The organism is Gluconacetobacter entanii (assembly GCF_003206495.1).
GTDB classification, from domain to species: Bacteria; Pseudomonadota; Alphaproteobacteria; order Acetobacterales; family Acetobacteraceae; genus Novacetimonas; species Novacetimonas entanii.
Window position 1 is genome coordinate 86440 of record NZ_NKUF01000008.1, and the last position, 20818, is coordinate 107257.

General features: G+C 65.4%; 22 protein-coding genes. 7 read left to right on the plus strand and 15 right to left on the minus strand.

Going from position 1 to position 20818, the window contains the following annotated elements; all coding sequences use genetic code 11:
* Nucleotides 1–39: 39 nt before the first annotated feature.
* The 11 genes from ffh to ispH form a co-directional block, all read right to left on the minus strand.
* Nucleotides 40–1434 (minus strand): signal recognition particle protein, encoded by a 1395-nt coding sequence (gene ffh / locus CFR72_RS05745; protein WP_110913041.1) that lies wholly within the window; start codon nt 1432–1434, stop codon nt 40–42.
* Nucleotides 1435–1609: 175 nt separating this feature from the next.
* Nucleotides 1610–2092 (minus strand): Spy/CpxP family protein refolding chaperone, encoded by a 483-nt coding sequence (locus CFR72_RS05750; protein ID WP_110913042.1) that lies wholly within the window; start codon nt 2090–2092, stop codon nt 1610–1612.
* 223 nt (nt 2093–2315) lie between these two features.
* Complete coding sequence (gene pstB, locus CFR72_RS05755; protein WP_110913043.1) at nt 2316–3107, minus strand: phosphate ABC transporter ATP-binding protein PstB; 792 nt, start codon at nt 3105–3107, stop codon at nt 2316–2318.
* Nucleotides 3104–4024 (minus strand): phosphate ABC transporter permease PstA, encoded by a 921-nt coding sequence (gene pstA, locus CFR72_RS05760; protein ID WP_110913065.1) that lies wholly within the window; start codon nt 4022–4024, stop codon nt 3104–3106. The genes pstB and pstA overlap by 4 nt, the downstream gene beginning before the upstream one ends.
* Nucleotides 4024–4989, minus strand: coding sequence for a phosphate ABC transporter permease subunit PstC (pstC, locus tag CFR72_RS05765; RefSeq protein ID WP_110913064.1), 966 nt, complete (start codon nt 4987–4989; stop codon nt 4024–4026). The genes pstA and pstC overlap by 1 nt, the downstream gene beginning before the upstream one ends.
* 199 nt (nt 4990–5188) lie before the next feature.
* A complete protein-coding gene (locus CFR72_RS05770; RefSeq protein WP_167400308.1) occupies nt 5189–6082 on the minus strand; it encodes a nucleoside hydrolase in 894 nt (297 codons plus the stop codon).
* A gap of 115 nt (nt 6083–6197) precedes the next feature.
* Nucleotides 6198–6959 (minus strand): ABC transporter permease, encoded by a 762-nt coding sequence (locus CFR72_RS05775; protein ID WP_110913045.1) that lies wholly within the window; start codon nt 6957–6959, stop codon nt 6198–6200.
* The gene (locus tag CFR72_RS05780; protein WP_110913066.1) at nt 6956–7696 is read right to left on the minus strand and encodes an ABC transporter ATP-binding protein; all 741 of its coding nucleotides are present in this window, start codon (nt 7694–7696) and stop codon (nt 6956–6958) included. The genes CFR72_RS05775 and CFR72_RS05780 overlap by 4 nt, the downstream gene beginning before the upstream one ends.
* Nucleotides 7696–8190, minus strand: coding sequence for a ribonuclease HI (gene rnhA / locus CFR72_RS05785; protein ID WP_110913046.1), 495 nt, complete (start codon nt 8188–8190; stop codon nt 7696–7698). Before rnhA ends, CFR72_RS05780 begins: the two co-directional genes overlap by 1 nt.
* On the minus strand, nt 8190–9161 hold the full coding sequence (locus CFR72_RS05790) for a homoserine kinase (RefSeq protein ID WP_110913047.1): 972 nt from the start codon (nt 9159–9161) through the stop codon (nt 8190–8192). Before CFR72_RS05790 ends, rnhA begins: the two co-directional genes overlap by 1 nt.
* Nucleotides 9162–9178: 17 nt before the next feature.
* Nucleotides 9179–10168 (minus strand): 4-hydroxy-3-methylbut-2-enyl diphosphate reductase, encoded by a 990-nt coding sequence (gene ispH / locus CFR72_RS05795; protein ID WP_227744340.1) that lies wholly within the window; start codon nt 10166–10168, stop codon nt 9179–9181.
* A 299-nt stretch (nt 10169–10467) separates the two neighbouring features.
* Here ispH and CFR72_RS05800 point away from each other — a divergent pair, with 299 nt between their 5' ends.
* From CFR72_RS05800 to CFR72_RS05810, 3 genes are all read left to right on the plus strand, one after another.
* Nucleotides 10468–11061 (plus strand): hypothetical protein, encoded by a 594-nt coding sequence (locus CFR72_RS05800; protein ID WP_110913049.1) that lies wholly within the window; start codon nt 10468–10470, stop codon nt 11059–11061.
* Between the two features lie 157 nt (nt 11062–11218).
* Nucleotides 11219–13150, plus strand: coding sequence for an OPT family oligopeptide transporter (locus CFR72_RS05805; protein ID WP_110913050.1), 1932 nt, complete (start codon nt 11219–11221; stop codon nt 13148–13150).
* Between the two features lie 114 nt (nt 13151–13264).
* The gene (locus tag CFR72_RS05810; RefSeq protein ID WP_110913051.1) at nt 13265–14956 is read left to right on the plus strand and encodes a M3 family oligoendopeptidase; all 1692 of its coding nucleotides are present in this window, start codon (nt 13265–13267) and stop codon (nt 14954–14956) included.
* A gap of 97 nt (nt 14957–15053) precedes the next feature.
* Here the strand turns inward: CFR72_RS05810 and CFR72_RS05815 are convergent, their stop codons facing one another.
* Nucleotides 15054–15590 (minus strand): thioredoxin family protein, encoded by a 537-nt coding sequence (locus tag CFR72_RS05815; protein WP_110913067.1) that lies wholly within the window; start codon nt 15588–15590, stop codon nt 15054–15056.
* A gap of 82 nt (nt 15591–15672) precedes the next feature.
* Between CFR72_RS05815 and CFR72_RS05820 the strand changes: the two genes are divergently transcribed.
* Entirely contained in the window at nt 15673–15990 is a 318-nt protein-coding gene (locus tag CFR72_RS05820; RefSeq protein WP_110913052.1) for a hypothetical protein, read from the plus strand.
* A gap of 13 nt (nt 15991–16003) precedes the next feature.
* On the opposite strand, the gene CFR72_RS05825 is transcribed toward CFR72_RS05820, so the two are convergent.
* Both CFR72_RS05825 and CFR72_RS05830 read right to left on the minus strand, forming a co-directional pair.
* Nucleotides 16004–16957: an SAM-dependent methyltransferase gene (locus CFR72_RS05825; RefSeq protein ID WP_110913068.1), complete on the minus strand. Its 954-nt coding sequence runs from the start codon at nt 16955–16957 to the stop codon at nt 16004–16006.
* A gap of 32 nt (nt 16958–16989) precedes the next feature.
* On the minus strand, nt 16990–17367 hold the full coding sequence (locus tag CFR72_RS05830) for a DUF423 domain-containing protein (RefSeq protein WP_110913069.1): 378 nt from the start codon (nt 17365–17367) through the stop codon (nt 16990–16992).
* A gap of 318 nt (nt 17368–17685) precedes the next feature.
* On the opposite strand from CFR72_RS05830, the gene CFR72_RS05835 reads away from it, so the two are divergent.
* Both CFR72_RS05835 and CFR72_RS05840 read left to right on the plus strand, forming a co-directional pair.
* A complete protein-coding gene (locus tag CFR72_RS05835) occupies nt 17686–18237 on the plus strand; it encodes a DUF4142 domain-containing protein (RefSeq protein ID WP_110913053.1) in 552 nt (183 codons plus the stop codon).
* Nucleotides 18238–18335: 98 nt separating this feature from the next.
* A complete protein-coding gene (locus tag CFR72_RS05840) occupies nt 18336–18902 on the plus strand; it encodes a cob(I)yrinic acid a,c-diamide adenosyltransferase (RefSeq protein ID WP_110913054.1) in 567 nt (188 codons plus the stop codon).
* Here CFR72_RS05840 and CFR72_RS05845 read toward each other — a convergent pair whose 3' ends face one another.
* Nucleotides 18903–19454, minus strand: a complete 552-nt coding sequence (locus CFR72_RS05845; RefSeq protein WP_244949413.1) for a gluconokinase — start codon at nt 19452–19454, stop codon at nt 18903–18905.
* Nucleotides 19455–20044: 590 nt separating this feature from the next.
* Here CFR72_RS05845 and CFR72_RS05850 point away from each other — a divergent pair.
* Nucleotides 20045–20719: a hypothetical protein gene (locus CFR72_RS05850; protein ID WP_110913055.1), complete on the plus strand. Its 675-nt coding sequence runs from the start codon at nt 20045–20047 to the stop codon at nt 20717–20719.
* Nucleotides 20720–20818 lie beyond the last annotated feature (99 nt).

Sequence of the window (20818 nt, forward strand, 5' to 3'; positions counted from 1 at the left end):
AACTTGTAAAAACACACAAAAGGGAAACGCGATGCGGCATCAGCCAAACGGCGGACGTCCACCCCCGCCGGGGGGACGTCCCCCGCCGGGCATCAGCGCGGAAAGGCCCTGACGCATCAGTCCCTTCACTCCCAACCTGTTCAACCGCTTCATCATCGAGGACATGGTGTCGTACTGCTTGAGCAGCCGGTTCACTTCCTGCACGGTTGTTCCCGACCCTGCGGCGATGCGCTTCTTGCGCGACGCCTTGATGATGGCGGGCGTCTTGCGCTCCGCCTTGGTCATGGATGAAATGATGGCCTGGTGACGGCCAAGGACCGAGGTGTCGATGTCCTTGTCGCCCATGGCCTCCTTCAGCTTGCCCATGCCCGGCAGCATGTTCAGGATGCCCGAAATGGACCCCATCTTGTTGATCTGCCGGATCTGGGCCGCATAGTCGTCGAGGTCGAACTTGCCCTGCAGCATCTTCGCTGCAATCTTCTCGCTCTCCTCGTGGTCGAGCGTATCGGCGGCCTTCTCGACCAGTCCCGCGATATCGCCAAGGCCAAGGATACGGCCCGCGACACGTTCGGGATGGAATTCCTCCAGCGCGTCGAGCTTTTCACCCGACCCCGTCAGCTTGATGGGCGCGCCGGTGATCGCGCGCATCGACAGCGCGGCGCCACCACGCGCGTCACCATCCATGCGGGTCATGACCACGCCGGTAACGCCCACGGCCTCGTTGAACGCCTTGGCGGTGTTGACGGCGTCCTGCCCGGTCATCGCATCGACGACCAGCAGTGTTTCCGCGGGCTGGGTCTCGGCACGGATGGCCCGCACCTCGTCCATCAGCGCCTCGTCGATCGACAGGCGGCCGGCGGTATCGAGGATGACGATGTCATAGCCTTCGCGGCGCCCGACTTCCATCGCGCGGCGGGCGATCTCCACCGGGGTCTGCCCCGCGATGATCGGGAGGGAGGCGACACCCGCGCGTTCGGCCAGTTGCTGCAACTGCAACTGCGCCGCCGGGCGCTGCGTATCGAGGCTGGCGAGCAGCACCTTGCGGCGTTCACGCGTGGCGAGGCGCAGCGCGATCTTGCCCGAGGTCGTCGTCTTGCCCGACCCCTGCAGGCCCACCATCAGGATGGGCACGGGGGGGACGGCGTTGAGGTTCAGTGGCACCGCGCCCGCGCCGCCAAGCGCGTCGATCAGTGCGTCATTGACGACCTTGGCGACGGCCTGGCCGGGGGAGATGCTGTCGAGCACCTCGTGCCCGACGGCACGTTCGCGCACCTTGTTGACGAAATCCTTGACGACGGGAAGCGCCACGTCGGCGTCGAGCATCGCCAGACGCACCTCGCGCATGGCTTCGGTGACATCGGCCTCCGACAGGGTCCCGCGCTTGGCGAGGCCATCGAACACACCGGAGAGCTTGCCTGACAGCGTCTCGAACAAAGGTTTTTCCCCAAAAGAATACGCGCCACTGCGCGAGCCTTCGCGAAGTGACGTGCCTGATGTTGTGTCGGGTGTATCTGTCCCGCGCGTTGCGTGTCAAGACCTACCTGACACGCAACGCGCGGCCCGGTGCGTCACGCCGCAGCGGGCGGATGCACCGGCCCTGTAGACGGGATCAGTGCGCGGGCGGGGCCGGGGGCGCCATCAGCGCGCGCAGCTGCGCATGCAGGCTGTCGGCCTGGTCCTGGTCGGCCTTGATCTGCGTCAGCTGGTCGGCGGTCAGGACATCATGGATGCGGATCGCGGTCTGCAGGCGTTCGGCCTCATGCGCCTGATGGATGCTGGCGATCTGCTGCTGCAGCGAGGTGATCTGCGCCTCGTCCACCTTGCCGGGGGTTGCCAGCAGGTCCTGGATCTGGTGGTGCAGGCCGGCTTCCTTTTCCATGTCGGCATGGAAATCGGGGTGATCGGCCTTCAGGATCGCATCGATCTTCTTGCGCTGGGCCTTCGACAGGTTGACCCGTGCAAGGAACGGCATGCCACCCGGCGCACCATGGCAGGACGGCGGCGGGGGCGGCGGTGCCGCGACGGCGGCTTCCGCGCTGATGCCTGCAAACCCGCCCACAAGCGTTGCCGCCAGAATCATCTTCTTGATCATGCTAATTTCCAATCTGTAATAACACGTCCCCCTACCCTGCACCGACTCCCGATGCGCGACAAGGGTTATCCCCGCAGCGTAGGTCATCACATGGGCGGTGAAGCCCATGTTCTTGATACGAAATGTAAGGAAGCCGCCACGGGATGCAACCACGGCGCGCAGATGTTACGCAGGCGCGACATCTTTCGCCACGAGATGATGCCGCCCCGCCCTGCGGGCGGACTCAGCCAAAACGGCCGGTAATGTAATCCTGCGTGCGACGCTGCCGCGGGGCGGTGAACATGCGGTCGGCGGTTTCGACCTCCACCACCTCCCCCATATAGAAGAATGCGACCTGATCGGCGCAGCGCGCGGCCTGCTGCAGGTTGTGCGTCACGATGGCTATGGTGAAATCCGCCTTGAGTTCATCGAGCAGTTCCTCGATCCGCGCGGTGGAGACGGGATCGAGCGCACTGGTCGGTTCGTCAAGCAGCACGACCTCGGGCCGGGTGGCGATGGTGCGCGCGATGCACAGGCGCTGCTGCTGCCCGCCGGACAGGGCGGCGGCGGATGCGCCAAGCCGGTCCTTGACCTCCGGCCACAGGGCGACACGGCGCAGCACGTCCTCCACCCGGATGTCCATGTCCGCGCGCGACAGCCGTTCATGCAGCCTTACGCCAAAGGCGATGTTGTCATAGATCGACATCGGAAAGGGTGTGGGCTTCTGGAACACCATGCCCACGCGCGCGCGCAGGACATTGAGGTCCACGCCCGGGCCGATGATGTTGCAGCCATCAAAGAAGACCTCCCCCGTCGCGCGCTGCCCCGGATAGAGGTCATACATCCGGTTGAGCACCCGCAGCAGCGTGGACTTGCCACATCCCGACGGGCCGATCATGCCGGTCACCTGGCGGTCGGGGAAATCGATCGAGATGTTCTTCAGCGCATGGTGCGCGCCGTAATAGAAATCGAGGTTGCGAACCGAAATGGCGACCCCTGTCGCGTCCGCTGCCTGCTGTGTGTCTTCCACGTTCATTTCCTGTTACGCCCCAGCCCAACCCTTACGGCGATGTTTATCATCAGTATCCCTGCGGTGATCAGCATCGCACCCGTCCATGCCATCTGCGTCCAGTCGGGATAGGCGGAGCCCGCATACTGGTAAATGGAGATCGGCAGGCTGGCCATCGGCGCATCGGGCCGCACGGACCAGTTCATGTTCCCCAGCGAGGTGAACAGCAGCGGCGCGGTTTCCCCCGACACGCGCGTCAGCGCCAGCAGGATGCCCGTCGCCACCCCTTCGCGCGCGGCACGCAGGCAGATGAACAGCACCACGCGCCAGCGCGGCGCGCCGAGTGCGAACGCCGCCTCCCGCATGGCGACGGGCACGAGGCGCAGCATGTCCTCCGTCGTGCGGACCACCACCGGCACCACCAGCATTGCCAGCGCCAGCGCCCCGGCAATGCCGGAGAAATGACCCGAGGGCACCACGATGATCATATAGATGAACAGACCGACAAGGATGGACGGCGCGGACAGCAGCAGGTCGGAGACAAACCGCACCGCGCCCAGCAACCGCCCGTCTGTCGCCGCAAATTCCGCAAGGTAGATCCCCGCCAGCAGTCCGGCAGGCGCGCCGATCAGCACCGCAAGACCCGTCTGTATCAGGCTGCCGACGATGGCATTGGCAAGGCCGCCCCCATGTCCCGGCGCCAGGGTGATATGGGTGAAGGTCTGCCACGAAATCCCCGCCAGACCGTTGCGCAGCAGCACGAACAGGATGGAGGTCAGCATCAGCAGGACCAGCGCCGTGGCAACATAGCAGAAGCCCGTCGCCACCCGGTCGGCAAGGCGCCGGCGCGCGTCGAACGCACCGTCGCGCCGCCAGCCGGGACCGGAACATGGCGACGTGGCGCCAGATCCCCCGGCGCGCGTGGAGGTTTCGTGCGTGCCCATCACTTCGCCGTCCGCGCGGAACGCAGCAGCCAGCGCGAACACATCAGCGTCGCGAACGAGATGATCATGAGCAGGAACCCCGCCGCCATCAGGGAGGAGAATTTCAGGCTCCCCATCGCGCTTTCAGGAAATTCCAGCGCGATGAGCGAGGCGATCGTGTTCCCCGGCGAAAACAGCGACCAGCCGATATGGTTCGCATTGCCGATGACAAAGGTGATGGCCATCGTCTCGCCCAGCGCGCGGCCCAGCCCCAGCATGATCCCGCCGACCACCGCCGTGCGTGACCATGGCAGCACGATGCGGCGCATGACCTCCCATCGCGTCATGCCAAGCCCGTAGGCGCTTTCCTTCAGCACGGCGGGCATGGAGGTGAAGACGTCACGCATCACTGCGGAGATGAACGGCGTGATCATGACCGCAAGGATGATCCCCCCCGTCAGGAACCCGGTGCCGTACGGCGCGCCACGGAACAGCACGCCAATACCCGGCAGGCGGCCAAGCGTATGGGCCGCCGCAGGTTCGACATACCGTGCCATCAGCGGCACGATGACCGAAAATCCCCACATGCCAAAGATGATCGACGGCACGGCGGCCAGAAGCTGGATTGCCGTGCCGATGACGCTGGCCAGTCGGGCGGACGCGATTTCCGTCAGCCAGAATGCGATCCCGAACGCCAGCGGCACGGCGATGACGATGGAAATGAGCGCGGTGACAAGGGTGCCGAACACCGGGGCCGCCGCGCCAAAATGCTGCGTCACCGGGTTCCATGTGGGGTCGATGATGAATTCCGGCCCGAACGTGGCGAACGCCCCGCGCGCGCCCCACGCCATGACCGCGATCATCCCGCCCAGCCCCAGCAGGATCAGCAGGGCGCTGCAGCGGACGATGGTGGCGAAAAGTGCATCCCCCCGTGCGCGCGTGCCCCCCGTCAGGGAAGAAGCCGAGGATGTTATAGACCGATCCATACAGAAGACCCCCGCCGCATCCGGCGCTTCGTCATGCCCATGTGTCACCTGTGTCACCCCCGGCAGGCCTGCCGCCCGTCAGGTGCGATCCCTGCCGGGACCATTACTGGACCGGCCATCCATCCTGCAACCGTCATGGGCCATGCGAGGCGGCTTTTTGCATCGGGGGGGCCGTATTTCCTTGTGCCCCGCCCCACATTCACACCACGCCCGCGGCATGCAGCAGCAGGTCGCGCGCCACCTCCCGGCAGGCCCCGACATTGACGCGATGCAGGATAAAGGCATTGGGTGCGATATTGTTTTCCCCGCTCCCGACCGGCACCAGCGTCCCACGGGTCAGTTCCCCGCGACATTCCACGCCCAGCCGCGCCATGTATCCCGCGAACAGTTGGGGACACAGCAGGGAAATGATGGCCACCGCAGGGGCCATCGGCACCGCCTGCGCGCCTGCGCCACGCAGCAGGTCATGGACCATGCCGCCGGCACAGCCACGCCCGGCGAGGGCTTCGACCTCCTCCATCCAGATTCCGTCCGCCGTCACCCGCGCGACACAACCGCGCGGCAGCACCGTCACCGGCACGCCGGAGGCAAGCACAATGGCCGCGGCCTCCGGATCGGCATGGATGTTCGCATCCGGTCCCGCCCCCTCTCCCCTGCCCGCATCCGCAAGGATCACGATCCCATGCAGGTGCGTGGCAAGGCGCGGTTCCTGAAGCAGCGCCAGCGCAAGGTTGGTCAGCGTGCCGGTGCAGCAGATGCTGACACTCCCGGCAGGATGGGCCATGGCATGGCGGATCATCGCCACGGCGGGCAGTCCGGCGGCCTCCCCCGACGGCGCAGCACCGGCAGGGACCCACGCGTCACCCACCGCAAACAGCGGCAGGCCACTGCCGCCATGGACAGGAATGTCGGCACGCCCGGCCTTCTGCAGCACCATACGCGCAAGTTCCGCGGCCCGGTGCGCCTGCCGCGCCCCATCCCCGCCGGTCGTGACCAGCAGGGGAGCAAGCATGTCGGGAACCTGCAGCGCCATTACGAGTGCCGCCATATCCTGCGGCGCGCCAGTCAGGTCCAGAAGGAGGGGACGGGTCATGTCACGGCTTCCGTCTTGTTCACAAACAGTATCTGTGGGCTGTGGTGGCCTCTTGCGCGGCATACGTCAACATCTGCCATGCATGCGCCCCATTCCTCACCTATCATCATGGGCGTCATTCCCCATGCCGGACCGGCACCCAGTACAATGCCCGGCCCAGCACAAGGTCCATCCCCCACCACAGCACGACCGTCATCACCGCCAGCACCAGCAGGGCGGCGAACATCAGGTCCGTCTCGAACCGGGTGTTGGCCGTCTGCATCAGGAACCCCAACCCCGAGGACGCCCCCACCCATTCGCCCACCACGGCACCGATCGGCGCGATGGCGGTGGCGACCCGCACGCCCGAGGCCAGCGCCGGCAGGGCGGCAGGCAGGCGCACATGCAGCAGCATCCGCCAGCGCGACGCCCCCATGGTGCGTGCAAGGTCGATCCAGTCCGCCGGCGTCTGGCGCAGTCCGTCGGCAAAGGATGAGGTCACGGGGAAGAAGATGACCAGCACCGCCATCACGATCTTCGACGCCATGCCGAACCCGAACCACAGCACCAGCAGCGGGGCCAGCGCAAAGACCGGCACCGCCTGGCTGAGCAGCACCAGCGGCATGGTCCACCGCCGCACCACGGGCGAAAGCGCCATCAGCAGCGCAAGCATGGCCCCGCCCCCCACGCCAAGCGCCAGTCCGCACACGGTCTCGATCAGTGTGGTCAGCGCGGAGTCGCCCAGCAGGGCGCGCTGCCGCCACAGGGCCCGCGCCACGGCACCGGGCGCAGGCAGCAGGTAGGGCGGGACATGCCCCCAGCGCGCGATTGCCCACCACACGCACACCAGACCCAGCAGCGTCACCACGGGACGCAGGATTCGCGCGGCAGCCGTCACGACGCCAGCATCCTGCGCCACAGGTCCGCCTGCGCCGACAGCAGCGCGGGATCGTCCACGGCGCGCGGGATCTCCATCCCGCCGGGTGCGGGCAGGGCCGACAGACGGACCGGGTCGCCCCCCATCATGAACAGCGCCTGCGCCATGCGGCAGGCCTCCAGCGGGTCATGGGTGATCAGCAGGGTCGTGCACCCCGCCAGCATCCGCGCGGCAAGTTCGTGCATCCGCAGTCGTGTGATGCTGTCCAGCGCGGAAAATGGCTCGTCCATCAAAACGACCGGCCTGCCTTCATACAGCACGCGGGCAAGGGCGACACGCTGGCGCATCCCCCCCGACAGGGCGGACGGCAGGACGGCGCGCGACGCCGACAGCCCCACCCGGTCCAGCAGGTCATGCGCGCGGGCACGGTCCGGTGCCTCGCCCCGCAGGCGACTGCCCAGCATGACATTGTCATCCACCCGCGCCCACGGCAGGAGCATGTCATCCTGCCCCATCCACGCCACGCGCCCCGACAGCGACAGGCCATCATCGGTGGAGATCGTCCCGGCACCGGGCGTCATCAGGCCCGCCACAAGGCGCAGCAGCGTCGTCTTGCCGATCCCGCTGCCACCCAGCAGGACCGTCAGGCGCCCGGCGGGAAACGTGCCATCAAGGTGTTCGAAAATACGCTGCCCGTCCATCGACAGGCCCAGTCCCCGCAGCATGATCGCAGGGGCGTGGCCGGTCACGGGCGTCATCATTTGCGCCGCGACGGATAGGCGATCCCCAGCGCATCGCGCGCCTGCGTGGCGAGGACATCAACACGTTCGTTGTTTTCATCGCCCGCATGGCCGCGCACCCACTGCCATGTGATGTCATGGCGGTTCGCAAGGTCCAGCAGGCGCTGCCACAGGTCCATGTTCGCCACCGGATCGCCGGAGGCATTGCGCCACCTGCGCCGCACCCACCCGGTGGACCAGCGCGTCATGCCATTGCACACATACTGGCTGTCGCTGTGCAGGATGACCTTGCACGGACGCTTCAGGCTGGCCAGGGCCTCCGCCACGGCGGTCAGTTCCATGCGGTTGTTGGTCGTCTCCGCCTCGCCGCCCGTGATCTCGCGCTCCTGCCCGCGAAACTGCAGCAGGGCGGCCCATCCGCCCGGTCCGGGATTGGGCTTGCACCCACCATCGGTCCAGATGCGCACCACGTCATCGCCGGGCATTTCCACAGCGTCCATCGCCCCGTCCATCACAGCCACTCCAGCGGGGCGGAGGCTGCGCGGAAAAAGCGCAGCCGCCCGAGATAGTCGAGGGGATTCTTGGGCGTGACCAGCGCGTCAGGCGGCGTATTGATCCAGTCATACAGGCGCGTCAGCAGGAAACGTACCGCCGCCCCCGTCGCCAGCACCGGCAACGCGGTGCGTTCCTCCGCACTCAGGGAACGCACGCTTTCATACCCGCGCACCATCGCCCGCGCCCGGTCGGGGCAGAAGGCCACATTTTCATCAAAGCACCAGGCATTGAGCGAAATGGCAAGGTCATAGGCAAACCAGTCGGTGCAGGCGAAATAGAAATCAATCAGCCCCGACAGCCGTCCGTCGATGAAAAACACGTTATCGGGAAACAGGTCGCCATGGATCTGCCCGCGCGGCAGGGCCGGATGCGTCCCCTGCCCCGGCCATGACGGCACGACAAAGGCCAGTGCCTCATCCAGTTCCGCGATCAGTCCATGCTGCACCTGATCGCCCGTCGCCCGGCATGCCTCAAGCAGCGGCGGCCATGCGGCAGGCCCAATGCTGTTGCGCCGTTCCACAGTATATCCCGCACCATCAAGGTGCAGGCGCGCCATTGCGATACCCACCGCCTCGCAGTGGGAGGGTTCGATCCGGCGCGGCCATGCGCCCTGCAGGAAGGTGGTGATGGCGGCGGGACGCCCCGCAAGCGTGCCAAGCGTGACACCCGCGCGGTCGGCCACGGGACGCGGGCATGACAGGCCCTGTCCCGCCAGATACTGCATCAGCCCGAGGAACCACGGCAGTTCCTGCGGGTCCACGCGGCGTTCATACAGCGTCAGGATGAAATCCGCGCGCGTGGTACGCAGCAGGAAATTGCTGTTCTCCACGCCCTCGGCAATGCCATGGCACGAGACAGGTTCGCCAATATCATAGCCCCCGACGAACTTACCAAGCTCTTCGGGGGCGACGTCCGTATAGACCGCCATCGTCGGTTACGAAAAAATCAGCCGAGTGGCGCAGGCAGGCGGAAGGTCACGTTCTCTTCCTTGACCGTGCGTTCCTCGATCTCCAGCGTGAAACGCTTGGCCAGGGCGGCGACCATTTCCTGCACCAGCGATTCCGGCGCGGAGGCCCCCGCCGTGATGCCCAGCGTCTTCACCCCGTCCAGCGCGGACCAGTCCAGCGCGTTCAGGCGCGGCACCAGCAGGGCGCGCGGCGCGCCACTGCGTTCGGCCACTTCACGCAGGCGCTGGGAGTTGGAGGAGTTGGGCGAGCCGATCACGATCACCAGGTCACAGCCCGGCGCGATCGCCTTGACCGCTTCCTGCCGGTTGGTGGTGGCATAGCAGATGTCCTCGCGCTTCGGTCCCTCGATCAGGGGGAAGCGGTCGCGCAGGATATCGACGATTTCCGCCGTGTCATCGACCGACAGCGTCGTCTGCGTGATAAAGGCGAGGCGCGAGGGATCGGCCGGCTGGACCGTGCGCGCTTCCTCCGCATCGTTGATCAGCGTGACGGCACCCGCGGGAAGCTGCCCCATCGTGCCGACGACCTCCGGATGGCCGGCATGGCCGATCATCAGGATATGGCGGCTTTCGGGGCCACCATCGGCGAAATGGCGCTCCGCCTCGCGGTGCACCTTGGACACCAGCGGGCAGGTCGCATCCAGGTACAGCAGGTTGCGGCGCATGGCCTCTGCCGGGACGGTCTTGGGCACGCCATGGGCGGAAAAGACCACGTGACCGTCGGAGGGAACCTCGTCCAGTTCCTCCACGAAGATCGCGCCCTGCGCCTCGAGCGCCTCCACCACGGTGCGGTTATGGACGATTTCATGCCGCACATAGACAGGCGCGCCATAGCGGCGGATCGCTTCCTCGACCACGCGGATCGCGCGATCGACCCCGGCGCAGAACCCGCGCGGCCCGGCAAGCAGGACCTTGAGCAGGCGGGGCGATACGTCAACGGGGGCGTGGGCATCGGGAGTATGAATCATCTGGTCGGGCATGGTGTTCCCCAAACATCCGGCGGGCGGTATAGGATACGGGCCGCGATCTGTTACAGTTGCCGGTCCCGCATCGTGATGCAATGACCCGGCCCTACGCAAACCGTGGCGATGGCGCAAGCCATTTCCCGTTCATTCTAGCCTATTCTCATATATATGTCCTCCCCACCGTGACGGGGCTTTTACATGTCCGCGTTGCGATGCCCGATTGCACAGCGTCCGTTTCAACCGCCATTATCAGCCAGCCACACGTCAAGCCCATGTCGAGCACGAAAGCCCGGAACCCCCGCATGATTGCCCTTTTCCCCTCCCGCGCGCCCCTTTCGTCCCGTTGCGTGAATTTCCTGCGCGCGCTGCCGCTGCTCGCACTGCCCCTGCTGGCGACGGGATGCCAGAATGAGTCGGATTCGATCTCTTTCGCCCCGGCCTGCCCGGTCGTCGAAATCCCGGGCGAGGCCGCCGACTACTACCAGTATGTCGGCGGCGAGCATGACCTGTCGCACCTGGTGGTCCGCGCCGCCCTGCGCGAGGTCGTCGGTTCGTGCGAGGACGGGGCCCACCGCACGGTCGTCACCAACATGCAGATCGGCCTGCATGTGGTGCGTGGCCCGGCGTCCAAGGTCAATTTCGTCAACATCCCGTATTTCGTGGCGGTGGTGTACAATGGCGAGATCAAGAGCAAGAAGCAGTTCATCGCCCATATCGAATTCGACAATGGCGACCTGCAGAAGGCCACCAGCACGCGCAACATCCCCATCACCCTGCCGATTTCGCGGCGCATCCATTCCGAACAGTACCATATCGAGGTCGGCTTCCAGCTGACGCAGGGGCAGCTTGACTTCAACCGCGCCCATCTCGTGATGCCGACCTTCCACAAGCTCTGATCCCGGCCATGCCACGTGACGGGCACAGGGATGGCGGCATCCGCCACGCCCCCATGCGTCGCGCGCGCCGGGCGCACCCGGATGCCGCGGCAGGCCCCGTCCCCACCGGCATGGCGGGATCTTCCCCCTTTTTCACAGCAGAAGGCCAGCGATCCATATGAAAGCGACGCGCATGCCCCGGGAACTGTCGTTACGCGGCATTGTCCTCGGGGCGCTCATCACCCTCGTCTTTACCGCGTCGAACATCTATCTGGGGCTGAAGGTGGGACTGACGGTTGCGTCCTCCATCCCCGCCGCCGTCATTTCCATGGCGGTGCTGCGTGCGCTTGGCGGGGCGAGCATCCTTGAAAACAACATCGTGCAGACGCAGGCCTCCGCCGCGGGCACGCTGTCATGCGTCTTCGCCTCGCTGCCCGCGCTGATCATGATCGGCTACTGGCAGCATTTCCCCTTTGTCGAAACCGCGCTCATCTCGGCCGCAGGAGGCATGACGGGGGTGCTGTTCACCATCCCGCTGCGCCGCGCCATGGTGACCGAAAGCGCCCTTCCCTACCCCGAGGGCGTGGCGGCGGCGGAAATCCTCAAGGCAGGTGAAAAGGACACCAGTCCGGCGGCCCTGCGCGCCCTGACGGGGGGCGGCGTGATCGCGGCGGTCATCACCTTCGCCTCCGCCGGGTTGCGCCTGCTGGCGGACGAGGCCTCCGTCACGCTGTCATGGGGCGGAGCGGTCTTTCGCGGGTCATGCGGGTTTTCGCTGGCGATGCTGGGGGCGGGCTACCTCGTGGGGATCGAGGGGGGGCTTGCCATGCTGCTGGGCGCGGTGCTGGCGTGGGGGGTATTCGTCCCGTTCCTGACTGCGCATGAGGCCGACCCCGCCCACCTTGCCCCTGCCGCCCACGCCGCGAGCGTGTGGATGCATGACGTGCGCTTCATCGGCGCGGGCATGATCGCCGTGGCGTCCGTGTGGACGCTGGCGCGCATGATGGGGCCGATCGTGCGTGGCATCCATTCCAGCCTGCGCAGCACCTCCGCCGGGGGTGTGGCGAATGACGGCGGTGACCTGCCGCTGCGTCAGGTCGGGCTGCTGGCCGGGGGCATCAGCGTGGTGCTGACGGTCATGTTCATCGCCTTCCTTGCCCCCTTTGGCGGCATCAGTGCGGGCACCGTCGGGCTGGCGCTGGTGGGCATGCTGTGCTGCATGCTGATCGGCTTCCTCGTCTCCGCGACATGCGGCTACATGGCGGGGATCGTGGGGTCGTCATCCTCCCCGATTTCGGGGATCTGCATTGTCGCGGTGATCCTGATTGCGTCGCTGTTCGTCGGCATGCGCGCGCTGGGGCTGTTTCCCGCGTCGGTGGGCGACCATGGCGGCATCGCCTTCTGCCTTTACATCCTGTCCGCGCTGACGGCGTCGGCGGCGATTTCCAATGACAACCTCCAGGACCTCAAGACCGGGCAGCTTGTGGGGGCCACGCCATGGCGCCAGCAGGTCGCGCTGCTGATCGGGTGCGCGACGGGGGCACTGGTGATCCCGCCGGTGCTCAACATCCTGTACCAGACCTATGGTTTCGTGGGCTACCTGCCGCATCCGGGCATGGACCCGACGCATGCGCTGGCCGCGCCGCAGCCTGCGCTGATGATGATGATCGCATCGGGCATCTTCCTGCACCAGCTTGACTGGAACATGCTGGCGGTTGGCGGGGGGCTGGCGGTCATGGTGATCGTGACCGACCTTGCGCTGCGCCGCCATGGGCGCGCGCTGCCGCCGCTGGCGGTGGGGATCGGCATCTACCTGCCGGCCGCCGTCACCGTCACGCTGGCGGTCGGGGCGCTGGTCAGTTGGGTCTGCGCACGGCGCGGCAGCGACGCCCGCGCCGCACAGATCGGCACCATGCTGGCGTCGGGCATGATCGTGGGCGAAAGCCTGATGGGCGTCGCGCTGTCGGCGGTGGCGGGATTCGCCGGACGTGACAGCGCCCTGTCGATCATGCCCGCGGGCGTGCCCGCCGCCGTGCCGGACATTGCGGGCGCGATGGTTTTTGCAGGAATGTGCGTGTGGTTTGCCCGCTATGTCCTGCGCGCGCGATAGGGCGGCGAATCGCCATATCCGGCCCTCCGGCGCCCATCGCGCCGGGCGGCGGCCATGCCGGGATGGCTGCATCGGGCAATAGACCTCGCCCGCCTATGGTGGCAGACTCGGGGCATGGCACCACGATTCAGCGAACTTGATTTCCCGCGCCCGACCCGCGAAAGGCTGTCCCTGCGGTTCGGGCAGGTTTCCACCCTGCTGGACCAGAACCGGCTTCCTGAGGCGCTGGGCCTGTTCGATACGATCCGCCGCGATTACGAAAGCTGGTCGGCGATGACGGACCTGCGGTTTTCGCAGGATACGACGTCGGCCGCCAACCGGGCGGAACGCGATTACGCGGATTCGCTGACGCCGCATGTCACCGCGTTCGAGGTCGCGATCAAGCGACGGCTGCTCAACGCCCCGGACCAGCAGGCGGTGCGCGCCGCACTGACGCCGCATACGCTGGAACTGTGGCGCACGGACATCACGACCTTCGATTCGCGAATCGCCGATGCGCTGGAGGAGGAAGCCCGGCTGAGCGGTGAATATACCGCGCTGATCGCCTCCGCCCGGCTGTCGATCGAGGACCGGACTGTCAACCTGTCCGGCCTTGCCCCCTATGCCGAAAGCACGGACCGCACTGTACGCGAACAGGCGGAGCGCGTGCGCTGGGCATTCTTTGCCGACAATGCGCGGCAACTCGACACGCTGTTCGACCGACTGGTGCATGTGCGCGCCGACATGGCCGCGGCACTGGGGTATGATGCCTATACCTCGCTGGCCTACCGCCGGATGCGCAGGGTGGATTACGGCCCGCGCGAAGTCGCGCGCTTTCGCGAGGAGGTGCGCACCCATGTCGTCCCGCTGGTGCAGCGTATCCTTGAGCGCCGCCGCGCCACGATGGGGTGGGAGTGCGTGTATTCGTGGGACGAACCCCTGATCGACCCGCACGGCAACCCGCGCCCCATCGGCGGGCATGACATGCTGGTGGCGCAGGCGCAGGTGATGTTCGACCGCATGGGCGGCGACCTTGGCGGGTTCTACCGCCAGATGCGCGAAGGCGGGTTCCTTGACCTGCGCAACCGCGATGGCAAGGCCGGGGGCGGGTTCTGCACCTCCTTCCCCACGGTGGGCATGCCGTTCATCTTTGCCAACTTCAACGGCACGCAGCACGACATCAATGTCTTTACCCATGAAATGGGCCATGCCTACCAGAACTGGAAAAGCCGCAACCTGCCTGCGGTGGACCTGCTGTGGCCGACGATGGATGCGGCGGAAATCAATTCCATGGCGCTGGAATTCCTGACATGGCCACACATGGACCTGATGGTCGTGCCCGAGGAGGCCGAGCGCTTTCGCCAGATGCACCTGATCGGGTCGCTGTCGTTCCTGCCCTATGGCGTGTGCGTGGACCATTTCCAGCACGAGATCTATGCCCGGCCCGACATGTCGCCCGCCGAACGCCATGAACTGTGGCGGGAGATGGAGCGCCGCTACCTGCCGTGGCGCGATTATGGCGGCATCGCCCACCCGTCCGCCGGCGGACGGTGGCAGGCGCAGGGGCATATCTACCGCTCGCCGTTCTACTACATCGACTATGCGCTCGCGCTGTGCTGCGCATTGCAGTTCTGGCAGCGTAGCCGCACCGATTACGACCGTGCGCTGCACGATTATGTCGCGCTGTGCGAACGGGGGGGATCGCGGCCCTTTACCGGGCTGGTGCTGGAGGCGGGGCTGACCTCCCCGTTCCAGCCCGGCGCACTTGAGGACACGGTGCGCGAGGCCGCGCGTTACCTCAACATTCCCCTGCCATCAGAAAAATAGAAGACGTTTTTGGTGAAGCTTTTTTCCAAAAAGCTTCGAAAGACACCGCCTTTTTGAAAAAAGGCGGCACCCAAAAACTTTTGTCCGCTGGTGATTATCAGGTGCGTGCATCCCATTGCGCCAGCAGGTCGATCACCGCCTGCGACGACATCGCACGCGCATTGCCCAGCGCCGTCAGCCCATCGGCATTGAGCACCTTGCCATGCGCCGTGACGATCAGCACGGTCGGCACCGCCGAGATCTTCAGCCCGTGCTGTTCAAGGAACTCGAGGTTGGTGTTCATGCGTTCGACATTGATCATCACCACCACGAAATGCCGCGCGATCCAGGGGGCGACAGCGGGGTCGTCCATCAATCCGGCAAGGATGCGGCAGTCGGGGCACCAGTTGCCGCCGAAATCCAGCAGTACCTTGCGTCCGGTGGCCCGCGCGGTGTCAAATGCGGCGGCGATCTGTTCGCGCGCCCCTGCCGTCGGGCCATAGGGTTCCGCCGGAACCGCCGGTGTCAGGTCACCGATCTGGGGTGGCGTATCCACGGCCGCGGCCTGCCCCCCGCCGGGGGCCGCGCCAACGCACGCACCCGCCACCAGTCCCGCACGCCACAGGCGCGACATATGCCCGGAACGTCCATACATTGCGTTCACTCCCCTTACGCATCTTCCCGGCAACGAGCCGGACATGACCTGCTCGCCCCTTGAGGAAAGGTAGCCTATCCACATGAAGAACACCGACGCAACAACCAGTACCTCCCTGACGCGCACGCTGGTGAAGACCGGCAGCGTCGTGATCGTCACGATGCTGCTGATGGCCAGCCTGCGCTACAGTGCGACGGTCGCGGGACTTGTGGACCATGTGGCGGGGTCGGACACATGGCTTGCGGTCTATCGCCTGACGGGGGCCGCGGATGAAACCGACCGCGAACGCACCATCATCATGGGCGTGGCGCTGGTATGCTGCCTGCTTGCCATCGGGATCGTGCAACTCGGGGAGTATGGACTCGAACGCCTGCGCCGGCGGCGGGCAGAACGGTCCTGAACCGCGCGCGCCATCAGGCGACGTGCGGCGTCCCCTCACGCATCCAGAAGAATGTCAGTTCATGCTTGTTGTGCCACAGATGGCGCACCACCCCGCCGGGCAGGGCGGCGAACTGCTCCGCCGTGTCATGGTCCGTCCCGCCCTGGAATTTGATGGTCAGGACCATGCGCGCCACGCGCCCGCTGTCGATCCAGCGCCGCGCCAGCGTCAGCAGGCGCGCGGGATAGGCGATGATGTCCGACAGCAGCCAGTCCACATGCGGCATGCTCTCGGGATCAAGGCCAAAGGCGCTTTCACGGCGGGTCGTCACACCGGGCAGCGCCGCGACACGCTGGTCGAGGTCGGCGCGGTCAATCGCGATCACATCCGCGCCGCACCGGGCGGCCACCCACGTCCATCCCCCCGGCGACGCCCCGAGGTCAAGGCAGGTCTGGGCCGCCTGCGGCCACTGCCCAAGGCGCGTGAATGCCTCCCACAACTTGAGGTACGCGCGCGAGGGCGGGCCTTCGCGGTCTTCGACGAAATGGACCTCACCATTGATGAAGGGCGACGTCTTGGTGGGGGAGAGCAGCATCCGCTCCGCCGACAGCAGCGTCCATGCCCCCAGGTGCCCCTGCGGCGGAAGGGCGGGAAACACCAGTGGACGCGCACGCAGCGGCGGCAGGTTCTGGGTGATCAGGGCGGAACGGCGGTGCAGGTCCGGCGCGTATCCGGCCCAGTTGCGCTGTATGGCGCGCAGGTCGCGCGCCGCGCCCTTGATGGAAGCGATGTCGCGCAACTGCGGTGCGGTCCATGTCTCCAGCGCCCATGCGCTGCGCACCGGTGCCTGCGCCGTCAGGGCAAGGCGCCCGTGCCAGCGCACCGCCACGCCCTGGCGGCCGAGTTCGTGTTCCAGCGTTTCCTCGAACCCCGGCGGGGCAAGATAGGCCGCGCCCACCTGCAGGTCCGTCAGGTCGGCGGGCGACATCCCCTCCGGCGTCGTGCCCGTGTGCGCGGATGTCATGAACGCAGGATCCCCACCGCCAGCAGCAGCCATGACAGCATCAGGATACTGCCCCCCGTCGGCGCCACCGGCCCGAGATGCACGCCCGTAATGGCCGTGAAATAGACCGCGCCACAGAACAGGCACATCCCCAGCGCCATCGCGCATCCCGCCAGCGAGATGAGCCGCTGGCACCCGGCCTGCATCATCAGCACCCCGATGCCCAGCAGCGCCAGCGCGTGCCACATTTCCATCTGTATGGCCTGCCGCGCCATGTCCCGCCCCCCCTGTGCAAAGAACTGGTCCGGCAGGTGGGCGACAAACGCACCGGCAACCACGCCAAGCAGCGCGGCAAACGCGGCCAGGGACAGTAAAAAGCGAATAACAGTCGGCATCGGGCCATCCATGACAGGGAATACGGACGCCACGGGCGAAAAAGTCCCGTGTGTCCCCCGAGCATGTAGCCTATAAACGCCACATGGCCCATACAGGTCATGACGCCATGTTCCATGCCCGGCACGCATGGAGGCAGATGCTGTGGCGCCCCGCACCCGCGCCATGTGCTGCCCCCGCCCCGCAGCGCAGGCCATGCCCGAAGATCGGTAAAAAGCGGATAAACCCCTTAATGCGGGTTTGTCGGCAGGGGCAAAACTGCTAGACTTTTTCACACGTTCAGCGGGTCGTTCGCATATTTCTCGTTAGGAAAATGATACATGAAAAAATACGCTGCCTGGTTTCTCTGCGCTTCGGTCGCGGCGCTGCCTGTCTCTTCCTTCGCCCGTGCCCCGAAGACCGCAGCACCCCCGGCCCCGCCGCCCTTCACCGATTCAGACACGACCTTCGCCGAGAACGCCACCGAGGTGAACACGTTTGAAATCGAGATTTCCCAGCTGGCCACCACGCAGGCAAAGCGCCAGAAGGTGAAGGACATGGCCGCCGACCTCGTCAAGCAGCATACCGACAACCAGAACAAGCTCTCCGCGCTGGCCCTGCAGCACGGGCTTGAACTGAACAAGGACATGAGCACCGACGAACAGCAGATCATCGACCGGCTGAAGACCGAAAAGGGTCACAAGTTCGACCGCGACTACCTCGACATCGAGGCGCAGGCCCACAGCGACGCCCTGGCGATGTTCCAGAACGAAGCCGAATCCGCCAGCGACCCGGACCTGAAGGCCTATTCCTCCGCCACGGCGGACGCGACGCAGGCGCACCTGAACGAAGCGCTCAAGCTCGGCGCGAAGAAGCCGACCGCCACGCACTGAACGGCGTCCGCATCGCCTGCCCCGCCACCACCGGGGGGCAGGCCTGCCTTCTTCGGACTTTACCTTAGACCTGACGCATGATTCCGGGGAAAGATTTTATGGCCATTCGGATCGACCGGGTCGTGACCCGGGGCGGCGACAGGGGACAGACCTCCCTGGGCAATGGCGCGCGTGTTGAAAAAGACGACCCACGTATCGAGGCGCTGGGCACGCTGGATGAGGCCAATGCCGTCATCGGCGTGCTGCGCGCGGCCTGCCCGCCTGAGACGCACGACGCGCGGTTCCTGCGCCGTATCCAGTCACTGCTGTTTGATATCGGCGGCATCGTCTGCCAGCCAGACAGGGGCATCGACGCCTTTCCCGCCGGGAAAGAGGCAATGGATGTCCTGGAAACCGAGATCGAGCGCCTGCGTGCGCACCAACCCCCATTGCGCAGTTTTGTCCTGCCGGGCGGCACGCCTGCGGCGGCACAGGCGCATCTGGCACGCACGGTCATCCGTCGCGCGGAACGCCGGATGATCAGCCTGCATCGCACGGCCCCCCTCGCCCCGGCCATCCCGGCCTGCCTGAACCGGCTATCGGATTATTTCTTTGTGCTGGGCCGGCATTTCAATGCCGACGGGCACGATGACATCACGTGGCTGCCCGGCAGCTTTTCCACCTGATCAGCCTGGGGCGCGGTCGGCGGGAACACAATCGACCACCACCGTGGCCTCATCCCCGCCGGCTTCTTTTTCAAGCGCCCGCAATGCGGCGCATGCGGCGTCGAGCAGGTCCTCGCACGTTGCGCTGGCGTCGAGTTCAAGCACGACCTCGTCATCGCGCGGTTCTTCAAGCGTCGCGAACTGGCTGTCGAGCATGCTTGCCGGCATGAAGTGGTCCGTGCGTTCACGCAGACGCGCGCCCACGCCGTCACGACTGCCCTTCAGGTAGACAAAGCAGACCTGCTCGTGCCGTCCCGAAATGGTCGTGCGATATGCATGCTTCAGGGAGGAACAGGTCACCACGCCCTGCTGGCGCGCGCCGATCCATTGCGCCACCTGCTGTCCGATCTGTTCCAGCCATGGCTGCCGGTCAACATCCGTCAGTGGCGTGCCCGATGCCATCTTGGCGATATTGGTCGCAGGATGCAGGTCGTCCCCCTCCACAAGGGGGCATCCCAGACGTTCCGACAGCATCCGGGCGAAGGTGGATTTTCCACATCCCGAAACCCCCATCACCACCAGGACGCGCGGTACCCCCGCCCGTTTCAGGACCGAGGACGGACGCGCCAGCGTCCCTGCCGTGATGGTCGTGTTGCCCGATATCACTTTCCCATCCCCTTTGCGGTGCCGCCTGAGGGTCCACCGGTTTCTGCGTGTGCATCACCGCGCACACCTCATCTCAACCTGCATAATACAGGAACACATGCGATGTTATCGCCCAGTTACAGCGGGGTTCAATACAGCAGGCCACAAAAAGTCCCATCGCAAGAACATGTGATGGATACATGGCGTAACCAGATCGAAACATTCATTCCCGCACATGAATATATACCTAAATACAGACCATACAGGGATGAATAGTTGAAAACTGGGAGACTGCAGCACCTCCTTCATAAAAAAAAGACCATGATCCATACAAAATATGAATACGCCGCAATATCCTGATGGATGCTTGCATTCCTGCCAGAATAAAGGCTACATAGTCGCGAAGTCATTTTCAGGTGCGAAATCTTGGAATATCTCCATTAGGAATAATTTCCTATTCCTGTGGTTGATGTTTTTCCTCCAGATCCTCGGCTTTGTATCTATCAAAGAGTCTGACCATGTCATCATATAATGAATTCCTGTCCTTCCCCGGTGAAGAAGATCAGGACGCTTCCCCCCACCGCGACGAAGTCAGTGAAGCGCGTGAGGCGCTTGACCGCCTTGGCAAGGAACCGGAGAAGGCCAGGCCTTCGTCTGCGTCCCCGATGCCCCGGCGCCCCACCCAACTCAAGCGCCAGCAGCGCCTGCCCGAAGTCGGCGCACGCCGCCGCAAGTTCGTACAGGATGGCGAAGTACGGGTCGAACACCAGAACATTTCAACACGCCCGACCTCCACACGCACGCTTCACATACAGTCCGACAGTAATGGCGAAGTAGAACAGCTACGCAACAGGCTCCAGATCGAGCAGAAACTGCGTGAAACCGCCGAACGCCAGCGTCAGGAAATACAGGGCAACCTGCGCGGGCTTGAAACCCGCATCGGCCATGCGGAGATCATGCTTGGCGAAGCCAAGAACACGATTGCGCAGAAGAACGAGGAAATCCTCGGCCTCAAGACGGAACTGTACGCGGCACAGGCACAGATCGAGCGCCTGAAGGAAGAAAACGCCGCCGCACGCAAGACCCGCCTGACGGCACAGCCACGCCGCGCGCCCACCCCTGCGCCCGCAGAGGATGTGGAGACGCAGGAGGATGAAGACGAACCCGTGAAGTGGTGGATCCGCAAGAAATAAGGTTCTTCCGCACTTTTCGTGATGATGTTTTTGATTATGCGGGCTGGAGGACACGAGCCCTGAGGAGTTCGAAGCCTGCTCTTCCGAACATGGTTCGCT